Here is a 19,267-nt window from a genome sequence, read left to right as displayed (position 1 = left end):
CTTTTCCTGTAAATAGTAGGAAGATAAGATCATTGACTACTAGTGAAAGGTGGAGGAAATAGTGGGGAAGATTTTTCATATTTACCAAACAGATTGGAGAAATATATTTAGGGTTCCAACTGTAGTTTTGTTAATTGGGGCACTAATGATCCTGCCTTCTGCCTATGCATGGGTTAATATCAAATCGATGTGGGACCCTTACGGTAATACATCGGGGATTCGGGTGGCCGTTAGCAACGAGGATGAAGGAGCGGAAATTCGTGGGAAGAAATTTAATGTTGGAAATGATACTGTAAAAAGCCTAAAAAAAAATCACCAGCTTGGTTGGGTTTTTGTGAATCGGAGGGATGCACAGAGTGGCGTAGAGAAAGGGCACTACTATGCATATCTCATTATCCCAAAGGATTTTTCAAAGAAACTTACGAGTATTTTAGAAGTGAACCCTCAAAAACCAAACATAGAGTTCGCTGTTAACGAAAAAATCAATGCCGTGGCGCCGAAAATTGCAAACTCAGGGGCATCGAGTGTTACGGCGCAAATTAGTCAGGCGTTTATTAAAACAGTGGGAAATGAGTTATTCTCTGCATTTTATAGAGCAGGTATTGAGCTTGAGCAAGCATTGCCTTCCATTCATAATGTTGAGAAACAAATTTTTGAATTAGAAAAAGCATTACCGCAGATAGAGGAAATGGGAAAAAAGGCGATTGAACTGGAGAATAGGCTGCCTGAAATACAAGCAAAGGGACAGAAAATTATTGAGCTTGAACAAAGAATTCCCGAAATCCAGCAGGCAGGCAGCAGTATCTTGAAAGTTGAAGCTAGTTTGCCACTTATAAAGGACGCCGGGGACAAAGTGATCGTACTACAAGGGAAACTTACTGACATGCAGCGTACCACCGATATCATTTCAGAAGTAGTCTCGAATTTAAATGAAATAGAAACGAAACTTAAACAAGCAATCCAAAGCGTTAAAGATACAAAACAGGTAGATACTACAGCAAATCAAGAGCAATTAGACCAATTGTACGAGGAGTTAGTAAAAATCCATAGTAGCATCCATGAAACTCGGACTGGCATTCAACAGAAAGTGGACGAAGCAACTCGGGGTATAAATTCAGCAGCCTTATTTTTTAAAAATGATTTGCCCAAGGTTGAACTGAAACTACATAAGGCGGCTGATTTTGTCCGGAATGATTTGCCAAAAGTGGAGGAAGACATTCGGAGAGCAAGGAACCTTGTTCAAACTAGGCTTCCCGAACTTGTAAAAGTTGTTCATAAAGCAGCGGACTTAGCTCGAAATGATTTACCAGGATTTGAAACTAAAATTAGAAGTGCGGCCGATAAAATCCGTAAGTTTGAAGGCAGTGTGAATATAAATGATTTAATCCAATTTCTTAAACATGATCCTCAGAAGGAAAGTAACTTTTTATCAAGTCCAATCCTATTGAAAACGAAAAGGTTATTTCCTATCCCGAATTATGGATCGGCGATGACCCCTTTTTATACGATGCTGGCACTATGGGTCGGAGCCACTCTCCTGATCGCTTCCTTAAAAGTAGATGTCGATGACCCTGAGAATAAATACAAAAGCTACCAAATCTATTTAGGGAGGCTGCTAACATTTCTGACGATCGGCATCTTCCAAGCAGCCATTGTAGCCCTGGGTGATTTGTTTTTAATTCACACGTATGCAGTGGACAAACTTTGGTTTGTACTTTTAAGTATTTTTATCAGTATCGTGTTTGTTACGATTACGTATTCCTTATGTTCGGTGTTCGGAAATATTGGAAAAGGTTTAGCAATCCTTTTCTTAGTCCTGCAAATATCTAGTTCGGGAGCTACGTTTCCGGTTAGTTTGACCTCTTCCTTTTTCCAAAAGTTAAACCCCTTTATGCCGTTTACGTATGCGGTAAGCATGCTCCGTGAAACGGTCGGTGGAATGATCAAAGAGGTGGTTATTAAAGATATCCTTTCATTAATTGTCTTTGTCTTCATTAGTTTTCTTGTAGCATTGATATTAAAAAAACCATTAAGCAAACGGATTCAACAAACAGCAGAAAAAGCGAGGACGAGTAAGATTATTCCTTAGTTAGTGCAATAGAGGTGGACAATTGTCTGCCTCTTTTTTTATATGTGATCACTCTAGGATTTTTTAAATATTATAATAAATCATATTGACAATTCCTATGTGTATGGTAGGATTAATTTTAATATTAAATATTCTTATCAAGTTTGGCTGAGGAGACTGGTCCAATTAAGCCAGGCAACCTGGTGGGAGATAAGGTTTAAATCGCATTTCCTGAGTGGATTGGCGGTTTTTGAAAGGGAGGCGAATCAACTGGAAGGTACAGAGTGGCAAGAAGTAAAGGAACATATTGAACGTATGCTGGACACATTAAAATATGGATCTATTACACTAGTAGTTCAGGATGGAAAAATAGTACAAATTGAGAAAAATGAAAAGGTTCGTCTTCAATCAAATAAAATTCGCTGACTAGAAAAACTTGAGGCGGTCTACACCTTTTTGTGGTGGGAGACAGCCTTTGTATTTTGACAAAGGGGGTCCATAGAGGATGACAAAAGCAGTGACTTATAATAATTGGAGTGAAATCTCGGAAAACTTCTCTATTCAGGATGAGACAAAGGGTGCCAGGTCTGTTTTAGAGTGGGCATATAGCAATTATCCTGAAGGGAAAATTATCTATGCATCCAGTTTTGGTGCTGAAGCAATTGTATTAATCGATTTGATTTATCAGGTAAAAAAAGATGCTCAGATTGTTTTTTTAGATACAGGGCTCCACTTTCCTGAAACGTACGAAGTGATTGATAAGATTGAAGCTCGTTTTCCAGAGTTACAAATCGAGCGAAAAACCCCTGATTTGAGTTTAGACCAACAAGCAGCAGAATATGGCTCGGCATTATGGAAACGTGATCCAAACCAATGCTGCCAAATCAGAAAGGTCATCCCTCTGCGCGAGGCATTGACTCCAAAAGATGCATGGATTTCAGGTCTTCGGAGAGAACAGTCGCCAACAAGGAAGGATACGCAATTCGTTAACAAAGATGATAAATTTAAAAATATAAAAATCTGTCCATTAATTCATTGGACGTGGGATGAGGTTTGGTCGTACATCAGGGAAAGAGACCTCCCTTATAACCAATTACATGATCAAAACTATCCAAGTATTGGCTGTTTCCCATGTACACAGGCCGTCGGAACAAATGGTGATTCCCGAGATGGGCGTTGGACGGGCAGCAGTAAAACGGAGTGCGGTTTGCACTCTAAGTAAAGGAGGTCATTCCTACGCTTACCATAATTGCGGTTTCAATAGGATTATTTTTTGCAGTAAATATTGGTGCTAGTGGTGCTGCAGCGTCGATGGGTATATCCTATGGAGCCGGTGTAATAGCAAAAAGAAAGGCATTGGCTCTATGTGCCATTGCAGTTTTCCTAGGTGCTTGGCTAGGTGGAGAGGAAGTCGTAAAGACTATTGGGAGCGGGATTGTCCCTAGCAGTACTTTTACTACGGCGATTGCCTTAATTGTGCTTGCCTCAGCAGCATTATCATTATTCCTAGCCAACATTTTTGGGATTCCTCTTTCGACCAGCGAAGTGGCTGTAGGATCAGTTATTGGAGCTGGTGTGGTATATCAATCGGTTTTTGTAGGCAAGGTTTTGTGGATAGCAATGTTTTGGCTGCTGACTCCTTTTGCTGCATTTGTTATTGCCATTTTGGCTGCATCACTATTGAGGCGACCATTCATTAAAACATGGATGGAGAAGTCAAAAGCTGGTCCTATATTAGCAATCATTGTTGTACTTATGGGCTTGTTTGAAGCCTTCTCCGCTGGAATGAATAATGTAGCAAATGCAGTTGGACCACTTGTTGCCGCAGGATTAATGCATAAGGGAGATGCGGTCATCTGGGGCGGTCTAGCCGTTGCACTAGGTGCCTTCTTTCTAGGTAACCGGGTGATTGAAACCAATGGAAAAAAAATAACGACTCTCAGGATAGAAGAAGGTTGTGTAATTTCAGGTACTGGAGCAAGTATTGTTACTGCTGCTTCGCTGTTTGGTATTCCTGTCCCATTAACGCAAATTACGACTTCCTCCATTATCGGTATTGGCTTTGCCAAATATGGAAAAGCAGTTCTAAAAAAAGATATTGTGGTTCAGCTATTAACTGTTTGGATTGTATCTCCTGTTTTATCGATGGTACTTTCATACACCATTATTCAATTGGTGATTGAACAGAACTTCTATCCAATTATTGCAATGATAGGTGTTTTAATCTCCGTATTTGGCGTATTGTTCCTAATGAAGAAATCACCTTCAAAGGTAGGAGTCACGAATACGAAGGTAGCGAATAAATTAAAATTTGTAGAGAAAGGTTGATCAAAATGTCATACTTACCTAAACCTCATGGGGGAAAACTTATTCAAGCGTTCGACCCAAATTACGATCTTACCACAATCGAAAAGGAAATTGAAATTGATGCAATTGCATTAAGTGACCTAGAACTAATTGGTATCGGATTATTCAGTCCTTTAAAGGGCTTTCTCGGCAAAAAAGACTATGAATCTGTCGTAAGCAATATGCGATTATCAGACAATACCATCTGGTCTATCCCTGTAACATTGCCCGTATCTTACGGTGTTGCTGAAACACTTGTGGAAGGAGAAGAGTACAAACTTTCATTTAACAAGGAAGTCTATGGTGTTATTAGGGTTTCAGAATGGTATGAACCTGATTTGGACAAAGAAGCACTTGAAGTATATAAAACAGAAGAACTTGCCCACCCTGGTGTGAAACGTCTTTACGAAAGAGGACCTGTTTACGTTGCTGGGGAAGTTGTACTCGTAAAAAAAGCCGAAAAAGGAGTATTCGGTGATGTGTGGTTTGAACCGAAGGAAACACGGGCCATTTTTGAAGAAAAGGGCTGGAAGACTGTTGTAGGTTTCCAAACAAGAAATCCTATTCATCGTGCACATGAGTACATTCAAAAAGCTGCCCTTGAAACGGTCGATGGCTTGTTCGTCAACCCGCTTGTTGGCGAAACAAAGTCAGATGATGTCCCTGCGGATGTCCGTTTGAAAAGTTACCGTGTTTTACTAGAGAATTATTATCCTAGCGAACGAGTCCAACTTGGTGTGTATCCAGCAGCTATGCGATATGCAGGACCAAGGGAAGCCATTTTCCATGCACTTGCCCGTAAAAACTTTGGTTGCACCCATTTTATTGTTGGTCGTGACCATGCAGGAGTTGGAAATTATTACGGAACTTACGATGCCCAGCATATTTTCAGTAATTTTACAGAAGAAGAACTTGGTATCAAGCCTTTGTTCTTTGAACATAGCTTCTATTGCAATAAATGCGAAGGAATGGCTTCAGATAAAACTTGTCCGCATAGCAAGGAAGACAGAGTGATTCTTTCTGGAACAAAGGTGAGAGAGATGCTACGAGCAGGAGTACTTCCACCGTCCACCTTTAGCCGCAAAGAAGTTGTTGAAGTGTTAATTGAGGGAATGAAAGAAATAGCAACAGTGTAAGGAGGAAAATAAATCAATGTCTAAACCAACGAATATTACTTGGCATGAAACATCTATTTCCAAAAAAATTCGGCGTGAAAAAAATGGTCACGGAAGCTGTGTACTCTGGTTTACGGGACTCTCAGGATCGGGAAAATCAACTATCGCAAATGCTGTATCGAACGAATTGTTCCGTCAGGGAATCAATGAATATGTCCTCGATGGTGATAATATTCGCCACGGTTTAAACAAGGATCTTGGTTTTTCCGATTATGACCGAACTGAAAATATCCGAAGAATTGGCGAAGTTGCCAAGTTGTTTGTCGACAGCGGCAAAGTGGTGACCACCGCCTTTATTTCACCATTTCGCTCTGATCGTGAGCAAGTGCGGGCTTTATTTGAAGACGGTGAATTTATTGAAGTTTTTGTCCAATGCCCAATCGAGGAATGTGAACGTCGCGATCCTAAGCAACTCTATGCGAAAGCGCGTCGTGGCGAAATTAAAGATTTCACGGGAATCGATTCACCTTATGAAGCGCCAGAACAACCGGAAATCACACTGCGTTCTGATCAGGTAAGTGTGGAAGAGGCAGTAGAACAAGTCTTTGCTTATTTAAAAGAGAAAAAAATTATCTAAATGATGAATTAATAAAGGGGCAGCGAGAATGAGAGGGATTCTTTACATTGGCCACGGCACACGCTCAAAAGAAGGAGCAGCGGAAGCAAATTCCTTCATAAATAGAGTAATGGAACGAATTGATGTTTCTATTCAGGAAATGAGCTTTCTTGAGTTGACCGAACCAAGTATTGAGGAAGGCTTTCGGAGCTGTGTGATTAGGGGAGCGACTGAAATTACAGTCATTCCCCTGTTCTTGTTGGCAGCAGGTCACATTAAAGAAGATATTCCTCGTGCACTTATTTCTCTTCAGAAGCGGTTTCCGAAAATCGAAGTGAAAATAAGGAATCCTTTTGGTGTCCAGGGGCGGATTCTCGATGGAATTGCTGAACTCGTTAGGAATACTGTCGTAGATTTATCTTCGGAGGATTCCATTTTAATTGTTGGAAGAGGAAGCAGTGACCTGAGCATTCACACTGCCTTCGCACAGATATCTGAAGGGATTCAGGAACGCCTCAGAACTAAACTTGTTTCTGTTTGTTATTTGGCTGCAACTGAGCCCAAGTTCCCAGTAGGTCTTGAGGCTATTTCCGAAAAATCAACTGGAAAAATAATCGTTGTTCCTTATTTATTATTTTCCGGTCTACTTTTAAAGGAAGTCGATCAAAAGGTCAGCATGAGACAAAATCTTGGTCAGCAAATTATCCACACAGGTTCGCTTAGCAAACATCGAGTCATTGAGGATATCATCATTGAACGGGTTGCAGGATGTTAAAAATACTCTAAGTATTATTAAAGCACATTAGCTAATAGTCCAATGGATTATTAGCTATTTATTTGGAATTATATTATATAAATGATCTTTAAACCTGAACTTAAGTTCACTTTTCAATAGGATAAATGTTATAATAAAGGTGTAAATGTAAATATCTCTTACATAAATAAATCTATTAGAAGAGAGGCTAAAGCAGGGGATAATAAAATGGTAAAATCTAACGAAAAGATGTGATTATGTGACAGAACTTATAAATGAAAAAATTCAACACCGCAAGTTACCACTTCGAAAAGTTATTCTTCGAACCATTGCTATTACAATTGGAGCCATTCTTATGGCTACCGGGTTAGAGATTTTTCTAGTTCCTAACCATGTTATTGATGGCGGCATTACAGGTATTTCAATTATGCTTGCCCATATAATTGGATGGAAATTAGGGATTTTCATCTTCATTTTAAACTTGCCTTTTGTTTATATGGGATATAAACAGATGGGGAAAACCTTTGCATTTTCTACTGTTTATGGAATAATCGTTTTATCTATTTTTGTATCATTTTTCCACCCGATTCCTGCATTTACAGATGATATTCTCCTTGCTACTGTTTTTGGGGGGATGATTCTGGGTATGGGCGTAGGAATCGTCATCCGAAATGGCGGAGCGTTAGACGGGACAGAAATATTGGCACTTGTGATCACTAAAAAGGTCCCATTTTCAGTTGGCCAGATCATCATGTTTATCAATATCTTTATCTTAGGAGCTGCCGGTTTTGTGTTTAGTTGGGACCGGGCGATGTACTCTCTGTTAGCCTATGTTATTGCATCTAAAGCGATAGATGCTGTTGTTGCAGGATTAGAAGAGTCCAAATCTGTTTGGATTATTAGTGATGAGGCAGAAGAAATTGGAAATGCTATCAATGCCAGACTGGGAAGAGGGGTTACTTACATTAAGGGTCAAGGTGCCTTTACTGGAGATAGCAAGAAGGTCATTTTCAGTATTATCACGAGGTTGGAAGAATCTAAATTAACCACAATTGTAGAGGATATTGATCCGTCAGCCTTTTTAGCCATAGCAGACATTTCAGAAGTCCGTGGAGGCCGATTTAAGAAAAAGGATATTCATTAACAATAAATAAAAGGATCTGCAAATGAATCACAGATCCTTCAACTATCATTAGTGGCCTAAACCAATATCATCCACATGCTTCACATGTTTATTATTAACCCAGATAAATAATACCGAAACTATTACAAAACCAGCTCCAACAAGAAATGGAACACTTGGATTGTAAATTTCCGCAAGTTTTCCGGCAGTATAGGGTGCAATGGCTCCTCCAATAAAACGTAGGAAGCTGTATGCAGCAGATGCTGTTGAACGCTCAACCGGGGCTGCATTCATCACAGCTGTGGTGATCAGGGTATTGTTATTGCCTAATAATGCACCTGCTAGAATAACAGCGGCGATTAACACCCATTGTGTCGACGTCCACATCCCCATTACGACTAAAAGGAGAGCAAACAAAATTAACATAATACACATTGATTTTATGGTTCCAAACCATTCGGTAAGTTTTGGCGCCATAAAAACAGAGGTGACAGCCAGTAAGATTCCCCATCCAAGGAATACGTAGCCTAGACCGTGTTCATCTAAGCCCATGACAAATGGTGCATAAGCCAGCAAGGTGAAGAAGCCAAAGTTGTAGAGTGCGGCTGCAATACCGAAAACTAAAAGTGAACGATGCTTTAATGCGCGGAACGGATCCAATAAAGAAGTTCGAGCTATTTTAACATTTGCAGTAGTTGATTTTGGCATCAGGATTAAGAGGCCAATAAAGGCAATTACCATTAAAGTAGCAACCCCAAGAAACGGCCCCCGCCATGACATAGCGCCAAGCCAACCGCCTAGCAGAGGTCCCACTGAAATTCCAAGACCGATTGCTGCTTCATACAAAATAATCGCTTTTGCCGTCCCACTATTTGAAAGCGACACGATCGCGGATAAAGCCGTAGCCACAAATAGTGCATTTCCAAGGCCCCAGCCGCCTCTAAGCCCAACAAGTGTCCAAATCCCGTTTGAAAATCCGCCAAGTGCCGAGAATACTGCAATGATCACGATTCCAGTAAGTAATGTCCATTTGATGCCAAGCCTTGACGATATCACCCCAGTAATAAGCATGGCAACCGCCATAACTGCATTATAGCTAGTGAAAAGTAGAGTTACTTCACTATGTGAGGCTTTTAATTGTTCGGCAATTGCCGGCAAAATAGGGTCAACAAGTCCAAGCCCCATGAATGCGATAATACTTGCAAAAAAAACGGCCCAAACTGCTTTTGGTTGACTAAGTAGACTTACCTTACCAGTTGTTGCTGCTGATATCTGTCGTGGTGCTGATATTTTAGTTTCTGTTGTTGATGACATTTAACTTCCCCCTAATGTTTTATTTTTCCTGAGGCACCGTGTTCGATAATAAAGTGTTAGAGTAATGACTTAAAGGAATTCCTGATAACATCGCCACGACTAATGATTCCGACTAATACACCATTTCGCTCAACTGGAACTTTTTTAATTTGTTTTTTTCCTAAAATTGCAGAAATGTTTTCAAGTTCCTCATCCCAAGAAACTTTATAAACCTTTCTTTTGGCTATTTCCATAACATTTAAATTCAATATTCGCTGTTCTCTTTCTTCAAAACTCTCTTCATCCATTTTTATTACAAAAGCATAGTAGAAATTGTCAACCACTCTTTCTTCATGCTTGCCTATATAACGCAGTATGTCCCCGTCACTTACGAATGCAACAATTTCGTTTCTGTCGTTGACAACTGGAAGGCCGCTGATACGATAGTCAATAAATTTTTCAATAACTGACTGAACAGTATCACTTTCCATAACTTTCTGCACTTGGGTAATCATGATATCGTGGGCTTTCATAATCTCCTCCTATTGTTACTTTCCATCTTTTCGATTTAGTTGTATAATGAAAGTATATAATTGTATTATACAATTAATTTTCACTGCGTCAATAGTGTTTTTGCAATGTACGTTAGATCGTGATTACTTATCATAGAGCCAGCCCGTATGTTATCATAATTAATATGTGGAAATAAGGTTGACAGTGAGGTAAAAGAAATGGATGTAGATTCTTTAGAAACGATAGAACTAGAATTAGCAATTCTGATCCGCCGAACCACTTCAATTTCGAGCAATAAAAAGCTCGGTAATCTGGATCGATCAGCCTATTTAATCCTTCATCGTATCAAAACGAAGGGGCCTGCAGGGGTTAAAGTTTTAGCGGAGGAATTCAAGCTAGATATATCTACAGTCAGTAGACAAGCAGCAGCTTTAGAGCATAAAGGTTATTTGTACAGAATTCCCGATCCATTGGATGGGAGAGCATATTCCCTACAATTAACAGAGCAGGGGACAAAGGAATTATTCGATTATAAACAGGCACGTTTAAAGAGAATTTCCGAACTTTTGGAAGATTGGTCTGATGAGGAACGTGAAGTATTCGGAGTACTTTTGGAAAAATTCAATCGGGCCTTTAATTAATATTGGATTATAAAACGAAAAAAAGAGTAAGATTCTAGTTTATAGAAAAATGAGGTAATCCAAAAAGTTGTGATAAACAATTTTTGGATCAACCTCTTTTTTTTATCGGGCTTTAAGCGGAGATAAAAGCTCTATAAAACTCTCAAAAGGAAGTTCGTATGCAGGGGTTTTTTTTAAAAGGTGTAACATTAATAAAGCAATTTCAGCTATATCTGTAAAAAGAGAGACATTGGTTGATTAAACTGGTATTATTTTTGTGTGAAAAAATTTTAATATCGACTGTTTACTATAAAGGGTGGGAGACAAATTATCATGGACACTAAAAGAATTGAACAAGACTTCTTAGGCAAAAAAGAGATCCCTGTAGATGCATATTATGGGATTCAAACATTAAGGGCAGTTGAAAATTTTCCAATTACAGGTTATCGAATTCATGAGGAGTTAATAATCGCCCTCGCAATGGTTAAAAAAGCTGCTGCAGTTGCCAATATGAATACGAAGAGGTTGTATAGTGGACTTGGCAACGTTATTAGCCAAGCAGCCGATGAAATAATTGAAGGTAAATGGAACAATCAGTTTATCGTCGACCCGATCCAAGGTGGAGCAGGGACATCAATGAATATGAACGCTAATGAAGTGATTGCCAACCGTGCACTAGAGTTACTTGGTCATGAAAAAGGTGCTTATATGCATTTAAGTCCCAATACACATGTGAATATGTCGCAATCAACGAATGATGTATTTCCTACAGCTATTCATATAGCAACACTCAGATTACTTGAAAAATTGCTAGAGACTATGCAGAGTATGCTTAAGGTCTTTAAGGATAAAGCTAAGCAATTTGAAAACGTTATCAAAATGGGTCGAACCCATCTTCAGGATGCAGTTCCGATTCGATTAGGTCAGGAATTTGAGGCTTACTCTCGAGTGCTTGAACGGGATATTAAACGGGTCAATCTTTCTCGTGGGAATTTATATGAAGTGAACATGGGAGCAACAGCAGTTGGAACAGGATTAAATGCAGACCCAAAATATATAATAGATGTCGTCAAACAGCTTACAGAAATCAGTGGATTACCGTTAGTCAATGCGGAACATTTGGTTGATGCTACGCAAAATACGGATGCTTATACCGAAGTTTCAGCAGCATTAAAGGTGTGTATGATGAACATGTCAAAAATCGCCAATGACCTACGGTTAATGGCATCAGGTCCTCGTGCTGGCCTTGCTGAGATTTCCCTTCCAGCCCGTCAGCCAGGATCTTCGATAATGCCTGGAAAAGTAAACCCTGTTATGCCGGAACTGATTAATCAAATCGCCTTTCAGGTGATTGGAAACGATCATACCATTTGTCTAGCTTCAGAGGCAGGCCAGCTTGAATTGAACGTCATGGAACCTGTATTAGTCTTTAACTTACTTCAATCTATAAGTATTATGAACAACGGATTCCGATCGTTTACGGATCATTGTCTTGTAGGGATTGAGGCTAACGAGGCTCGCTTAAAAGAGAATGTTGAAAAAAGCGTAGGTATTATTACAGCGGTTAATCCACACCTTGGCTATGAAGTGGCAGCGAGAATCGCAAGAGAAGCAACTATAACTGGCAAGTCTGTTCGTGAATTATGCCTGAAATATGATGTCCTAAGTGAAGAGGAATTAGATCTTATTTTGAATATATATGAAATGACCAAACCTGGAATCGCAGGTGCTGCTCTTTTAGATAGAGATTAAAGTTCATTTTACAAAGGCTCGGTTATACTTGGGTGTTGATTTCCGCTCCAGGCGCTTCGCTTTCCGCGGGCGGTCCGGGGAGCCTCCTCGGCGCTAAGCGCGCCTGCGGGGTCTCCCCTGCCCCGTCCTCCCGCAGGAGTCTACGCGCCTTCCGCTCCAATCAACTTGGCTATAAAATCAATAATAACCTCTAACACAGCCTTTACAAAAATATTATTCTTTTAAATAAGGAGTGCCTGACACCCGGTACATTTATGTATGGAGTGTCAGGCACCATTTTTTTTTACTGTAATAAGTCGCTCAATGGAACCAGTTGGTACCCTTGGGCTTTTAGCCATGGAATTACTTGATCAACAGCTTCCGGTGTGTTTATTCCACCGATATGCATGAGGATGATGTCACCGTTGCTTGCTCCAGTTTTAATACGGGAGATGATTACCCCAGTAGCCGGCTGCTGCCAGTCTATCGTATCAAGTGACCACTGGATGCTGTACGGGTACCCAGCTTCACCTGCTGTTTTGAGAGCGGATGAATTATATGATCCGAATGGAAAGCGAAAATACGGTTGGGGTGATTTTCCCGTTGCATTCTTGATTGCTTCTTCAGCTTTGATGATATCCTTTTTAAAAGCACTAGCTGTCGTTTTTACTGCGTCCGGATGGGAATAAGAATGGTTACCTATATCATGTCCTTCATCGGCAATTCTTTTGGCGAGGTTTGGATATTTCACAACCCATTTACCAGTAAGGAAGAAGGTGGCTTTGACATTATGCTTTTTCAACACATCGAGTATCCCAATGCCAACTGCATCACTACCGGCATCAAAGGTTAATGCGATTTTTTTCTGATGGAGGCTGCCGTTTGAAATTATCACAGATGAAGCTAATGAAGGTGGGGGATCCTGCTTTGGTGGATCTGCAGGTTGTGCCGGCTCTACATTCTTCCCATAAAGCTTCAATATTTGACCCACATTGATGACATCGGAAGGGAGACTGTTCCATTGCTTAATTTTTTCTACAGTCACATTTGCTCGTTTGGCGATGGAGAATAATGTATCGCCTTTAACGACCTTGTATTCAACTGTTTCATTATCACCCACAATAATTTGTTCGGGAGTAGTCGGGTTAGGTTGACTAGGTTCTTCTTTTGAAGGTTCTTCGGATGGAGGACTTTCAGCGTCGGGTGGATTTTCATTTCCTGAATCTGTTCCATTATTTTGTCCGGAACTTGAAGGTATCTCTGTTTTAGGAGGATCAATTGTTTCTCCACTCCTAAGGGCAGGCAGGTTCCAGTGAAAAAACAACAGGGAAACAACGCATAGCAAACAGATTGTTGCCAGAGTATAATAAATTCCTTTTCTGCTTTTTCGATGGGCATGAGAAATTACTCCTAAAACAAGAGATACTGAAAATAAAAGAATGCTAATAAGTAATAAGATTTCTGTCATGGTAATTCCCCCTTTATTTTCGTTCTGACCAGGGTGCAGAAATCGTTTAGTACAAGGAATAATTTGGTGCTGAAGTCAAAGAGGGGACTAAAGTGGTATTGATATTTAATTGATTTCTGCTTTAATTATACCATATGAGGAAATGGGCTTAGTTGCCACGCACCTTTAAAAAAGACTACGATTTATACAAACTTCATCTTGTTTATTATTTTTATATTATAATTTCCAACTTTTTTGCAGGAAATTGTAATTAAAAATGGAATAGAATAGGAGAGTCATATGAAACAAAATTCAATGGGTATCGTCTAACTATTTATAAAAGGGCATAGAGCTATAAAAAAAGGGGTCAAGTAGGATAAAATGGCGAAGCATAATTGGGTACTTTCACTATTAGTAGCAGTTTGTTTATTTGGAACTGGATGTACGGAACAAACCGCAAAGGAAAAAGAAGCAAAGGCAGCAGAAGTGCAACAAAAGAGTGAAAAAGAGAAAAAATTACAAGAAGAAAAAAAACTGGCAGAAGCAAAGAAACGTGAAGAAGAACGAAAACGGGAAGAAGCAAGGCCTGTATATGTAAATATTATAGATCCGAACACGAAAGATAAGGTAAAAACTTTTAATACGAAGGATTTAGGGTATATAACGAATCCTGAAAATTATAAAGTTGAAATTGCAAAATTGACCAGAGAATTAGCGCGTGGATCTCAATCGACACCTGGGTACGATAAACGAATGGTTCTTGATAAGTTGGATAGAAATGGTCAGGTGATCAAAGGAACACCTCAAACAATCCTTGATGAAGAGGAATTGGCTGAAAAGATTATGCACGTTTCTGAAAAAGGCGGCGATGTAGAGATTCCTTTATATATTACTGCGAGTGGATATGATAACAAAGACGCGGCCCATTTAGATGAAGTGGTAATTGCCTCATATACTACTTATTTTAATAGTGGTGTAGTGGGAAGAACGAAAAATATTGAACTATCGGCAGAAGCGATAAATAATGTCATCCTTGGAACGAATGATTACTTCTCATACAATACGACAGTTGGCCCGAGTGATGCGGAGCACGGGTACCAAAAAGCACCAGAGATTAATTACGGGAAATTAGTCGAAGGATATGGCGGAGGCATTTGCCAAACTTCTTCTACTTTGTATAATGCAATCGATCAACTAGCTGTAACTTATGTAGAAAAACATCATCATTCCTTAAAGGTCGGTTACGTGCCAAAGGGAAGAGATGCTACCGTATCCTATGGCGGCAAAGATTTTAGATTTCAAAATACATCTGGTGTACCTTTAATATTAAAGGCGATTGTAAGAAATGGGTCACTAACAATAGAGGTAAGGACATCAACAGCCTACCAAGACCAAGTAAAGAAAGGTATCTAGCTAGTAAGAATGTGAACTTTGGCACATGAAAAGATGCCATTAAAGACAGACAGAATCCCTTCATTGAACCGAGAAAACGGATTTGATGAAGGGATTTTTTATGTTTCTTTTAAATGGGGTACAGTATTACCTCATTTCCTCCCAATCTGTATATTGACCACTGCCTTGACATCCCGGGCATTCAAACGAATTAAAGTATGCAAATTCATTATAAGGGTACACGGTATAGCCTCGACCATAACAATCAGGACATTTGCCCTGGTCTTTCATATTCGAGACATGATTTTGGTATTTAGTCTCTTTCCACTGGTTAAAAGAGTTGAGTAGTCCCATTTTATTCACCTCATCTTTTTTCTTCTTAGTATGGAGAAAAAATGGAATTATTATGCTTGTATTATTTTATTGCATATAGGGAAACGATTGAAATATACAATTTTCCATTTATTAAACTTCAATACTTTTCTATAATAATTTTATGTAAAAAAAGTCATTTTTGTGAGTGGTTTTAAAATGGAAATAAAAAAAGTGGAAAGCATCATTGCTCTCCAGCTTCATAAAATCGTGTTCATCCTATTTCCCAGTAATGTTTAATTTCTTCATTCGATACTGTAAACTTTGCCGACTTAGTCCAAGTAGTTGAGCTGACTTTGAAACATTAAAATTATTTTTAGTTAATACATGGTCAATATAAGATTTTTCAAATAACTCCATTTGTTGTTTTAAGGGAACAGCTATCTCTGCATTTTCTTTTATAAAGTTATCAACTGTAGAAAGAGGGATCATTCTTTCTTTCATCTGCATTTTGCTTCTATATTGGTAGGGTAAATGGGTGTACATGATCCATTCTTCATCGATCATAATATTCATAGCTGCTTCAATAATATGCTCAAGCTCACGAACATTGCCCAGCCAGTCATACTCAAAGAAAGACTGTTTAACTTCCTCTGACAAACCTTTTACATTCATCTGAAAAAGTTCATTGTATTTTTCAATAAAGTTTTGGACTAATAATGGTATATCTTCCTTGCGCTCTTTTAAGGGTGGGACAAAAATAGTTACGACTCCAAGCCTATAATATAAATCTTTACGCATCCGATTATTTGCAATAGCATCGATCGGATCTTCATTCATATTGGCAATAACCCGTACATCAACAGGTGTATCCTTCGTATCACCTATTCGCCGAATGGTCTTTTCCTGAAGAACACGAAGTAACTTTGCCTGAAGATTTAAATTTAATGAATTAATCTCATCTAGCAAAAGTGTTCCACCATTTGCCTGTTCAAATAATCCTGGGGTATCAACAGCACCCGTGAAGGCACCACGCTTTGTCCCAAATAGGAGGCTTTCGATTAAATTATCAGGAAGAGCTGCACAGTTTTGAGAAATAAATGGTGCTGATAATCGCCCGCTCCCGTTGTGAATACTTTGGGCGAAAAGTTCTTTCCCGGTCCCTGTATCTCCGACAATCAAAACATAGGAGGAAGTTCGGGTGGCACGTTTAGCTGATTCAATTACTTCCTTAATGGCACGGCTACTTCCGATGATTTTATCAAACGTGTATCGAGTCGATCCTTTATTCATATTGCCTTTAATTAATCGCTCTAATTTTGTAACATCATTGGCAATTTCAACTGCTCCCTGGAGTTTTTCTTCCGAATAAATTGGGATAGTATTATTAATTGTCGTAATTTCTCGACCTTTATTGTTAAAATAGGTTTGTTTTACGTTACTCGTTTCTTTTCCTTCTTGCAGCGCTTTTACAAGAGTACTAGATTGATCGTCTTTAAACATAAACACATCTAATAGGTTTTTATCAATAACGTCATGAAGGTCCATCGATTCCATTTGCATCATTTTTTTATTATAAATAATCGTTTTTCCAGTCTCATCTACGGCATGAACACCAACATTCACCTCGTCCAAAATCCGTTTATACATTCGATTTACATATAGTAAGTAATTGGCTGTTTGTTTTGTTTTCTCCATCGTGATTCATTCCCTTTGTTTTATCCCTTATGCACCTATTTAACCAAATAAAACGTAATAATGCAAAATAGTTTTGCAGTTTCATAGAGAAATCGTGGAAATTTGCAAAGAATATTGGCGTTTATCAGATAATTTCTCAATACGGTAATTTTTGCTAGATAGATACTCTTTCCTTTTTTGTGGAAAAATTATTTTGGCGGTATAGGTGCAAAATATTTATAAATCATGCAAAAATATTTTGCCTATTTGTTCAAAAAATGCTCACAAATAGGCATATTAATTTTGGCATGAAACTTGCATTTTAATATTTTGAAATATAGTGATAATTTAGAAATTATTAGCTAGTATTAGCTATTGAAAATAGGCTACTATTTCCGTATAATTTCTAATGCAAAAGGTTATATTGTAAAGTTGCCAGTTTAGGCAGAAAATTATCCTATTATTTTGCGTTAATAAGGTTTGAAAGCGTATTCTTTAAGGGAAAAAGGGGGATATTTAATGAATTTGCAGGAAAATAATTCAAATCATGAATTAAAAAGAACGATGAAGACGAGACATTTATTTATGATCTCTTTAGGTGGGGTAATTGGATCAGGTCTTTTCTTAGGTTCAGGGTACACGATTAGCCAAGCAGGACCAACGGGTGCTATTCTTTCTTATATTGTCGGTGGTTTGATCATGTTTTTAACCATGCTATGTCTCGGTGAATTATCTGTTGCCATGCCGGTATCTGGCTCATTTCAAACTTATACCACGAAATTTATTGGTCCTGGAACTGGATTTGCACTTGGATGGCTTTATTGGTTAGGCTGGTCTGTAACTGTAGCATTGGAGTTATTATCTGCAGGACAGCTCATGCAAAGATGGTTTCCTCATTCCCCTATTTGGATTTGGTGTGCGATTTTTGCTGTTGTATTATTCTCGCTGAATGCACTCTCAGCACGCGCGTTTGGCGAAACCGAATTTTGGTTTTCGAGTATTAAAATATTAGCTATCATCGCATTTATTGTTCTTGGTGGAGCGGCGATGTTTGGTTTAATTCACTTGAAAGGTGGACAACCAGCACCGTTTTTCTCTAATTTCACCGCACATGGTTTATTACCACATGGTCTTACTGCCTTAATTATTACAATGATTGCAGTTAACTTTTCGTTTCAGGGCACAGAATTAATCGGGATAGCTGCAGGTGAAAGTGAAGAGCCTGAAAAAACCATACCGAAATCGATTAAACAAACAGTTTGGAGAACTCTATTTTTCTTCGTTTTAGCGATATTTGTATTAGCCAGTTTAATTCCTATGAAACAAGCTGGGGTCGTGGAAAGTCCATTTGTTGTCGTGTTTGACAGTATTGGAATCCCTTATGCAGCAGACATTATGAACTTTGTTATTCTGACGGCGTTACTTTCTGTTGCAAACTCAGGACTATATGCAGCAACACGAATGTTATATGCGATGTCTAAAGAGAAGATGACTAGTCCTGCACTTGCAAAAGTAAATAAACAAGGAGTACCAATCAATGCGCTTGTTTTGACGATCGGGATCGCTTTATTATCCTTACTGTCGGGCTTCTTTGCCGAAGAAACAGTATTTGTATGGCTGCTTTCCGTCGCAGGATTAGGGGCTCAAGTCGGTTGGATTTCAATCACAGCTTCACAAATTGCCTTCCGTAGAAAATTCATCCGTGAAGGTGGAAATGTAAAGGATCTTAAATTCAAAACGCCGCTTTATCCAGCACTGCCAATCATTGCCTTAACTTTAAACGTTATCGTATTGGCAAGTTTAGCGTTTGATTCAGAACAACGTTTGGCTCTGTATCTTGGGGTTCCGTTTGTAGCAGCCTGTTATTTAATTTATCATTTTAGAATTAAAAAGAACCGCGAACAAGATGGTGAAGGTGAACAAGAATTACAACTGCATGAAAATAAAAAAATGATTATATAGTTTACCATGTTAAAAACGCTTGAAATTGAGCGTTTTTTTCTGTTATTGGATAAGTTTAAGCAAAATTCAAATACTATTTATCGAGGTGATGAAGATGGGAAAATGGAATGAACAAGCTGCGCCCAATAATAATGTGCCACGAAAGACAATCAAGCATGGAGAATTAGTTGGGAGCGAAGCAAAACTTGAGTTTTCAGAGGAATTATCTGATGGTGGAGAACGAAATCAAAATATTAAGGTTCTGAGAAATAACGGAAGAGTAAAATAGGGTTAGATTTCGGTAGTGGTGATTAAAAAA

17 protein-coding genes are annotated in these 19,267 nt (G+C 38.8%); 13 read left to right on the top strand and 4 right to left on the bottom strand.

Translation table 11 applies throughout. The annotated features are described in order from the left end of the window. The first annotated feature begins 61 nt into the window (after window positions 1–61). The 8 genes from COE25_RS07060 to COE25_RS07025 all read left to right on the top strand — a co-directional run bounded on the left by COE25_RS07060 (window position 62) and on the right by COE25_RS07025 (window position 8,043). Entirely contained in the window at window positions 62–2,089 is a 2,028-nt protein-coding gene (locus COE25_RS07060; RefSeq protein WP_098932070.1) for a YhgE/Pip domain-containing protein, read from the top strand. A 249-nt stretch (window positions 2,090–2,338) separates the two neighbouring features. Then, window positions 2,339–2,494: a YezD family protein gene (locus tag COE25_RS07055; RefSeq protein WP_256942549.1), complete on the top strand. Its 156-nt coding sequence runs from the start codon at window positions 2,339–2,341 to the stop codon at window positions 2,492–2,494. Between the two features lie 79 nt (window positions 2,495–2,573). Further along, window positions 2,574–3,290, top strand: coding sequence for a phosphoadenylyl-sulfate reductase (locus tag COE25_RS07050; RefSeq protein WP_088086780.1), 717 nt, complete (start codon window positions 2,574–2,576; stop codon window positions 3,288–3,290). A gap of 89 nt (window positions 3,291–3,379) precedes the next feature. Next, window positions 3,380–4,396: a sulfate permease gene (locus COE25_RS07045; protein ID WP_088086781.1), complete on the top strand. Its 1,017-nt coding sequence runs from the start codon at window positions 3,380–3,382 to the stop codon at window positions 4,394–4,396. A 5-nt stretch (window positions 4,397–4,401) separates the two neighbouring features. Further along, window positions 4,402–5,550, top strand: a complete 1,149-nt coding sequence (gene sat, locus COE25_RS07040; protein ID WP_098932069.1) for a sulfate adenylyltransferase — start codon at window positions 4,402–4,404, stop codon at window positions 5,548–5,550. A gap of 16 nt (window positions 5,551–5,566) precedes the next feature. Then, on the top strand, window positions 5,567–6,166 hold the full coding sequence (cysC, locus tag COE25_RS07035; protein WP_098932068.1) for an adenylyl-sulfate kinase: 600 nt from the start codon (window positions 5,567–5,569) through the stop codon (window positions 6,164–6,166). A 28-nt stretch (window positions 6,167–6,194) separates the two neighbouring features. Next, window positions 6,195–6,920, top strand: coding sequence for a sirohydrochlorin chelatase (locus COE25_RS07030; RefSeq protein WP_098932067.1), 726 nt, complete (start codon window positions 6,195–6,197; stop codon window positions 6,918–6,920). 238 nt (window positions 6,921–7,158) lie between these two features. Further along, window positions 7,159–8,043, top strand: a complete 885-nt coding sequence (locus tag COE25_RS07025; RefSeq protein WP_098932066.1) for a YitT family protein — start codon at window positions 7,159–7,161, stop codon at window positions 8,041–8,043. A gap of 48 nt (window positions 8,044–8,091) precedes the next feature. Here the strand turns inward: COE25_RS07025 and COE25_RS07020 are convergent, their stop codons facing one another. Both COE25_RS07020 and COE25_RS07015 read right to left on the bottom strand, forming a co-directional pair. Next, a complete protein-coding gene (locus tag COE25_RS07020; RefSeq protein ID WP_098932065.1) occupies window positions 8,092–9,336 on the bottom strand; it encodes an MFS transporter in 1,245 nt (414 codons plus the stop codon). Window positions 9,337–9,392: 56 nt separating this feature from the next. Next, entirely contained in the window at window positions 9,393–9,848 is a 456-nt protein-coding gene (locus COE25_RS07015; protein ID WP_098932064.1) for a CBS domain-containing protein, read from the bottom strand. A gap of 198 nt (window positions 9,849–10,046) precedes the next feature. On the opposite strand from COE25_RS07015, the gene COE25_RS07010 reads away from it, so the two are divergent. Both COE25_RS07010 and aspA read left to right on the top strand, forming a co-directional pair. Next, window positions 10,047–10,469 carry a MarR family winged helix-turn-helix transcriptional regulator gene (locus COE25_RS07010; RefSeq protein ID WP_098932063.1) on the top strand — a complete coding sequence of 141 codons (423 nt, stop codon included), beginning with the start codon at window positions 10,047–10,049 and terminating at the stop codon, window positions 10,467–10,469. Between the two features lie 312 nt (window positions 10,470–10,781). Beyond that, the gene (gene aspA / locus COE25_RS07005; RefSeq protein ID WP_098932062.1) at window positions 10,782–12,200 is read left to right on the top strand and encodes an aspartate ammonia-lyase; all 1,419 of its coding nucleotides are present in this window, start codon (window positions 10,782–10,784) and stop codon (window positions 12,198–12,200) included. A 283-nt stretch (window positions 12,201–12,483) separates the two neighbouring features. On the opposite strand, the gene COE25_RS07000 is transcribed toward aspA, so the two are convergent. Further along, window positions 12,484–13,647, bottom strand: coding sequence for a polysaccharide deacetylase family protein (locus COE25_RS07000; RefSeq protein WP_098932061.1), 1,164 nt, complete (start codon window positions 13,645–13,647; stop codon window positions 12,484–12,486). 360 nt (window positions 13,648–14,007) lie between these two features. Between COE25_RS07000 and COE25_RS06995 the strand changes: the two genes are divergently transcribed. Continuing rightward, window positions 14,008–15,039 carry a VanW family protein gene (locus COE25_RS06995; RefSeq protein ID WP_098932060.1) on the top strand — a complete coding sequence of 344 codons (1,032 nt, stop codon included), beginning with the start codon at window positions 14,008–14,010 and terminating at the stop codon, window positions 15,037–15,039. A 570-nt stretch (window positions 15,040–15,609) separates the two neighbouring features. Here COE25_RS06995 and COE25_RS06985 read toward each other — a convergent pair. Continuing rightward, window positions 15,610–17,028, bottom strand: coding sequence for a sigma-54 interaction domain-containing protein (locus tag COE25_RS06985; protein WP_179195774.1), 1,419 nt, complete (start codon window positions 17,026–17,028; stop codon window positions 15,610–15,612). A 498-nt stretch (window positions 17,029–17,526) separates the two neighbouring features. Here COE25_RS06985 and COE25_RS06980 point away from each other — a divergent pair, with 498 nt between their 5' ends. Further along, window positions 17,527–18,969: an amino acid permease gene (locus COE25_RS06980; protein ID WP_088086791.1), complete on the top strand. Its 1,443-nt coding sequence runs from the start codon at window positions 17,527–17,529 to the stop codon at window positions 18,967–18,969. Window positions 18,970–19,063: 94 nt separating this feature from the next. Continuing rightward, a complete protein-coding gene (locus COE25_RS30565; RefSeq protein WP_179195775.1) occupies window positions 19,064–19,237 on the top strand; it encodes a hypothetical protein in 174 nt (57 codons plus the stop codon). Window positions 19,238–19,267: the final 30 nt, after the last annotated feature.

This window comes from Bacillus sp. AFS031507 (assembly GCF_002584635.1).
In the GTDB taxonomy this organism is placed as follows: Bacteria; Bacillota; Bacilli; order Bacillales; family Cytobacillaceae; genus Neobacillus.
Note: the sequence above shows the minus strand (reverse complement) of the source record. Positions and strands in the feature narration are given on the sequence as shown.

Excerpts from the sequence above, each read along its gene's own strand:
- COE25_RS06995 (WP_098932060.1), top strand. The coding sequence starts at position 14,008 with ATGGCGAAGCATAATTGGGTACTTTCACTATTAGTAGCAGTTTGTTTA.
- cysC (WP_098932068.1), top strand. The coding sequence starts at position 5,567 with ATGTCTAAACCAACGAATATTACTTGGCATGAAACATCTATTTCCAAA.
- COE25_RS06980 (WP_088086791.1), top strand. The coding sequence starts at position 17,527 with ATGAATTTGCAGGAAAATAATTCAAATCATGAATTAAAAAGAACGATG.
- COE25_RS07010 (WP_098932063.1), top strand. The coding sequence starts at position 10,047 with ATGGATGTAGATTCTTTAGAAACGATAGAACTAGAATTAGCAATTCTG.
- COE25_RS07050 (WP_088086780.1), top strand. The coding sequence starts at position 2,574 with ATGACAAAAGCAGTGACTTATAATAATTGGAGTGAAATCTCGGAAAAC.
- COE25_RS07015 (WP_098932064.1), bottom strand. The coding sequence starts at position 9,848 with ATGAAAGCCCACGATATCATGATTACCCAAGTGCAGAAAGTTATGGAA.
- COE25_RS07030 (WP_098932067.1), top strand. The coding sequence starts at position 6,195 with ATGAGAGGGATTCTTTACATTGGCCACGGCACACGCTCAAAAGAAGGA.
- sat (WP_098932069.1), top strand. The coding sequence starts at position 4,402 with ATGTCATACTTACCTAAACCTCATGGGGGAAAACTTATTCAAGCGTTC.
- COE25_RS30565 (WP_179195775.1), top strand. The coding sequence starts at position 19,064 with ATGGGAAAATGGAATGAACAAGCTGCGCCCAATAATAATGTGCCACGA.
- COE25_RS07045 (WP_088086781.1), top strand. The coding sequence starts at position 3,380 with ATGGGTATATCCTATGGAGCCGGTGTAATAGCAAAAAGAAAGGCATTG.
- COE25_RS07020 (WP_098932065.1), bottom strand. The coding sequence starts at position 9,336 with ATGTCATCAACAACAGAAACTAAAATATCAGCACCACGACAGATATCA.
- COE25_RS06985 (WP_179195774.1), bottom strand. The coding sequence starts at position 17,028 with ATGGAGAAAACAAAACAAACAGCCAATTACTTACTATATGTAAATCGA.
- COE25_RS07000 (WP_098932061.1), bottom strand. The coding sequence starts at position 13,647 with ATGACAGAAATCTTATTACTTATTAGCATTCTTTTATTTTCAGTATCT.
- aspA (WP_098932062.1), top strand. The coding sequence starts at position 10,782 with ATGGACACTAAAAGAATTGAACAAGACTTCTTAGGCAAAAAAGAGATC.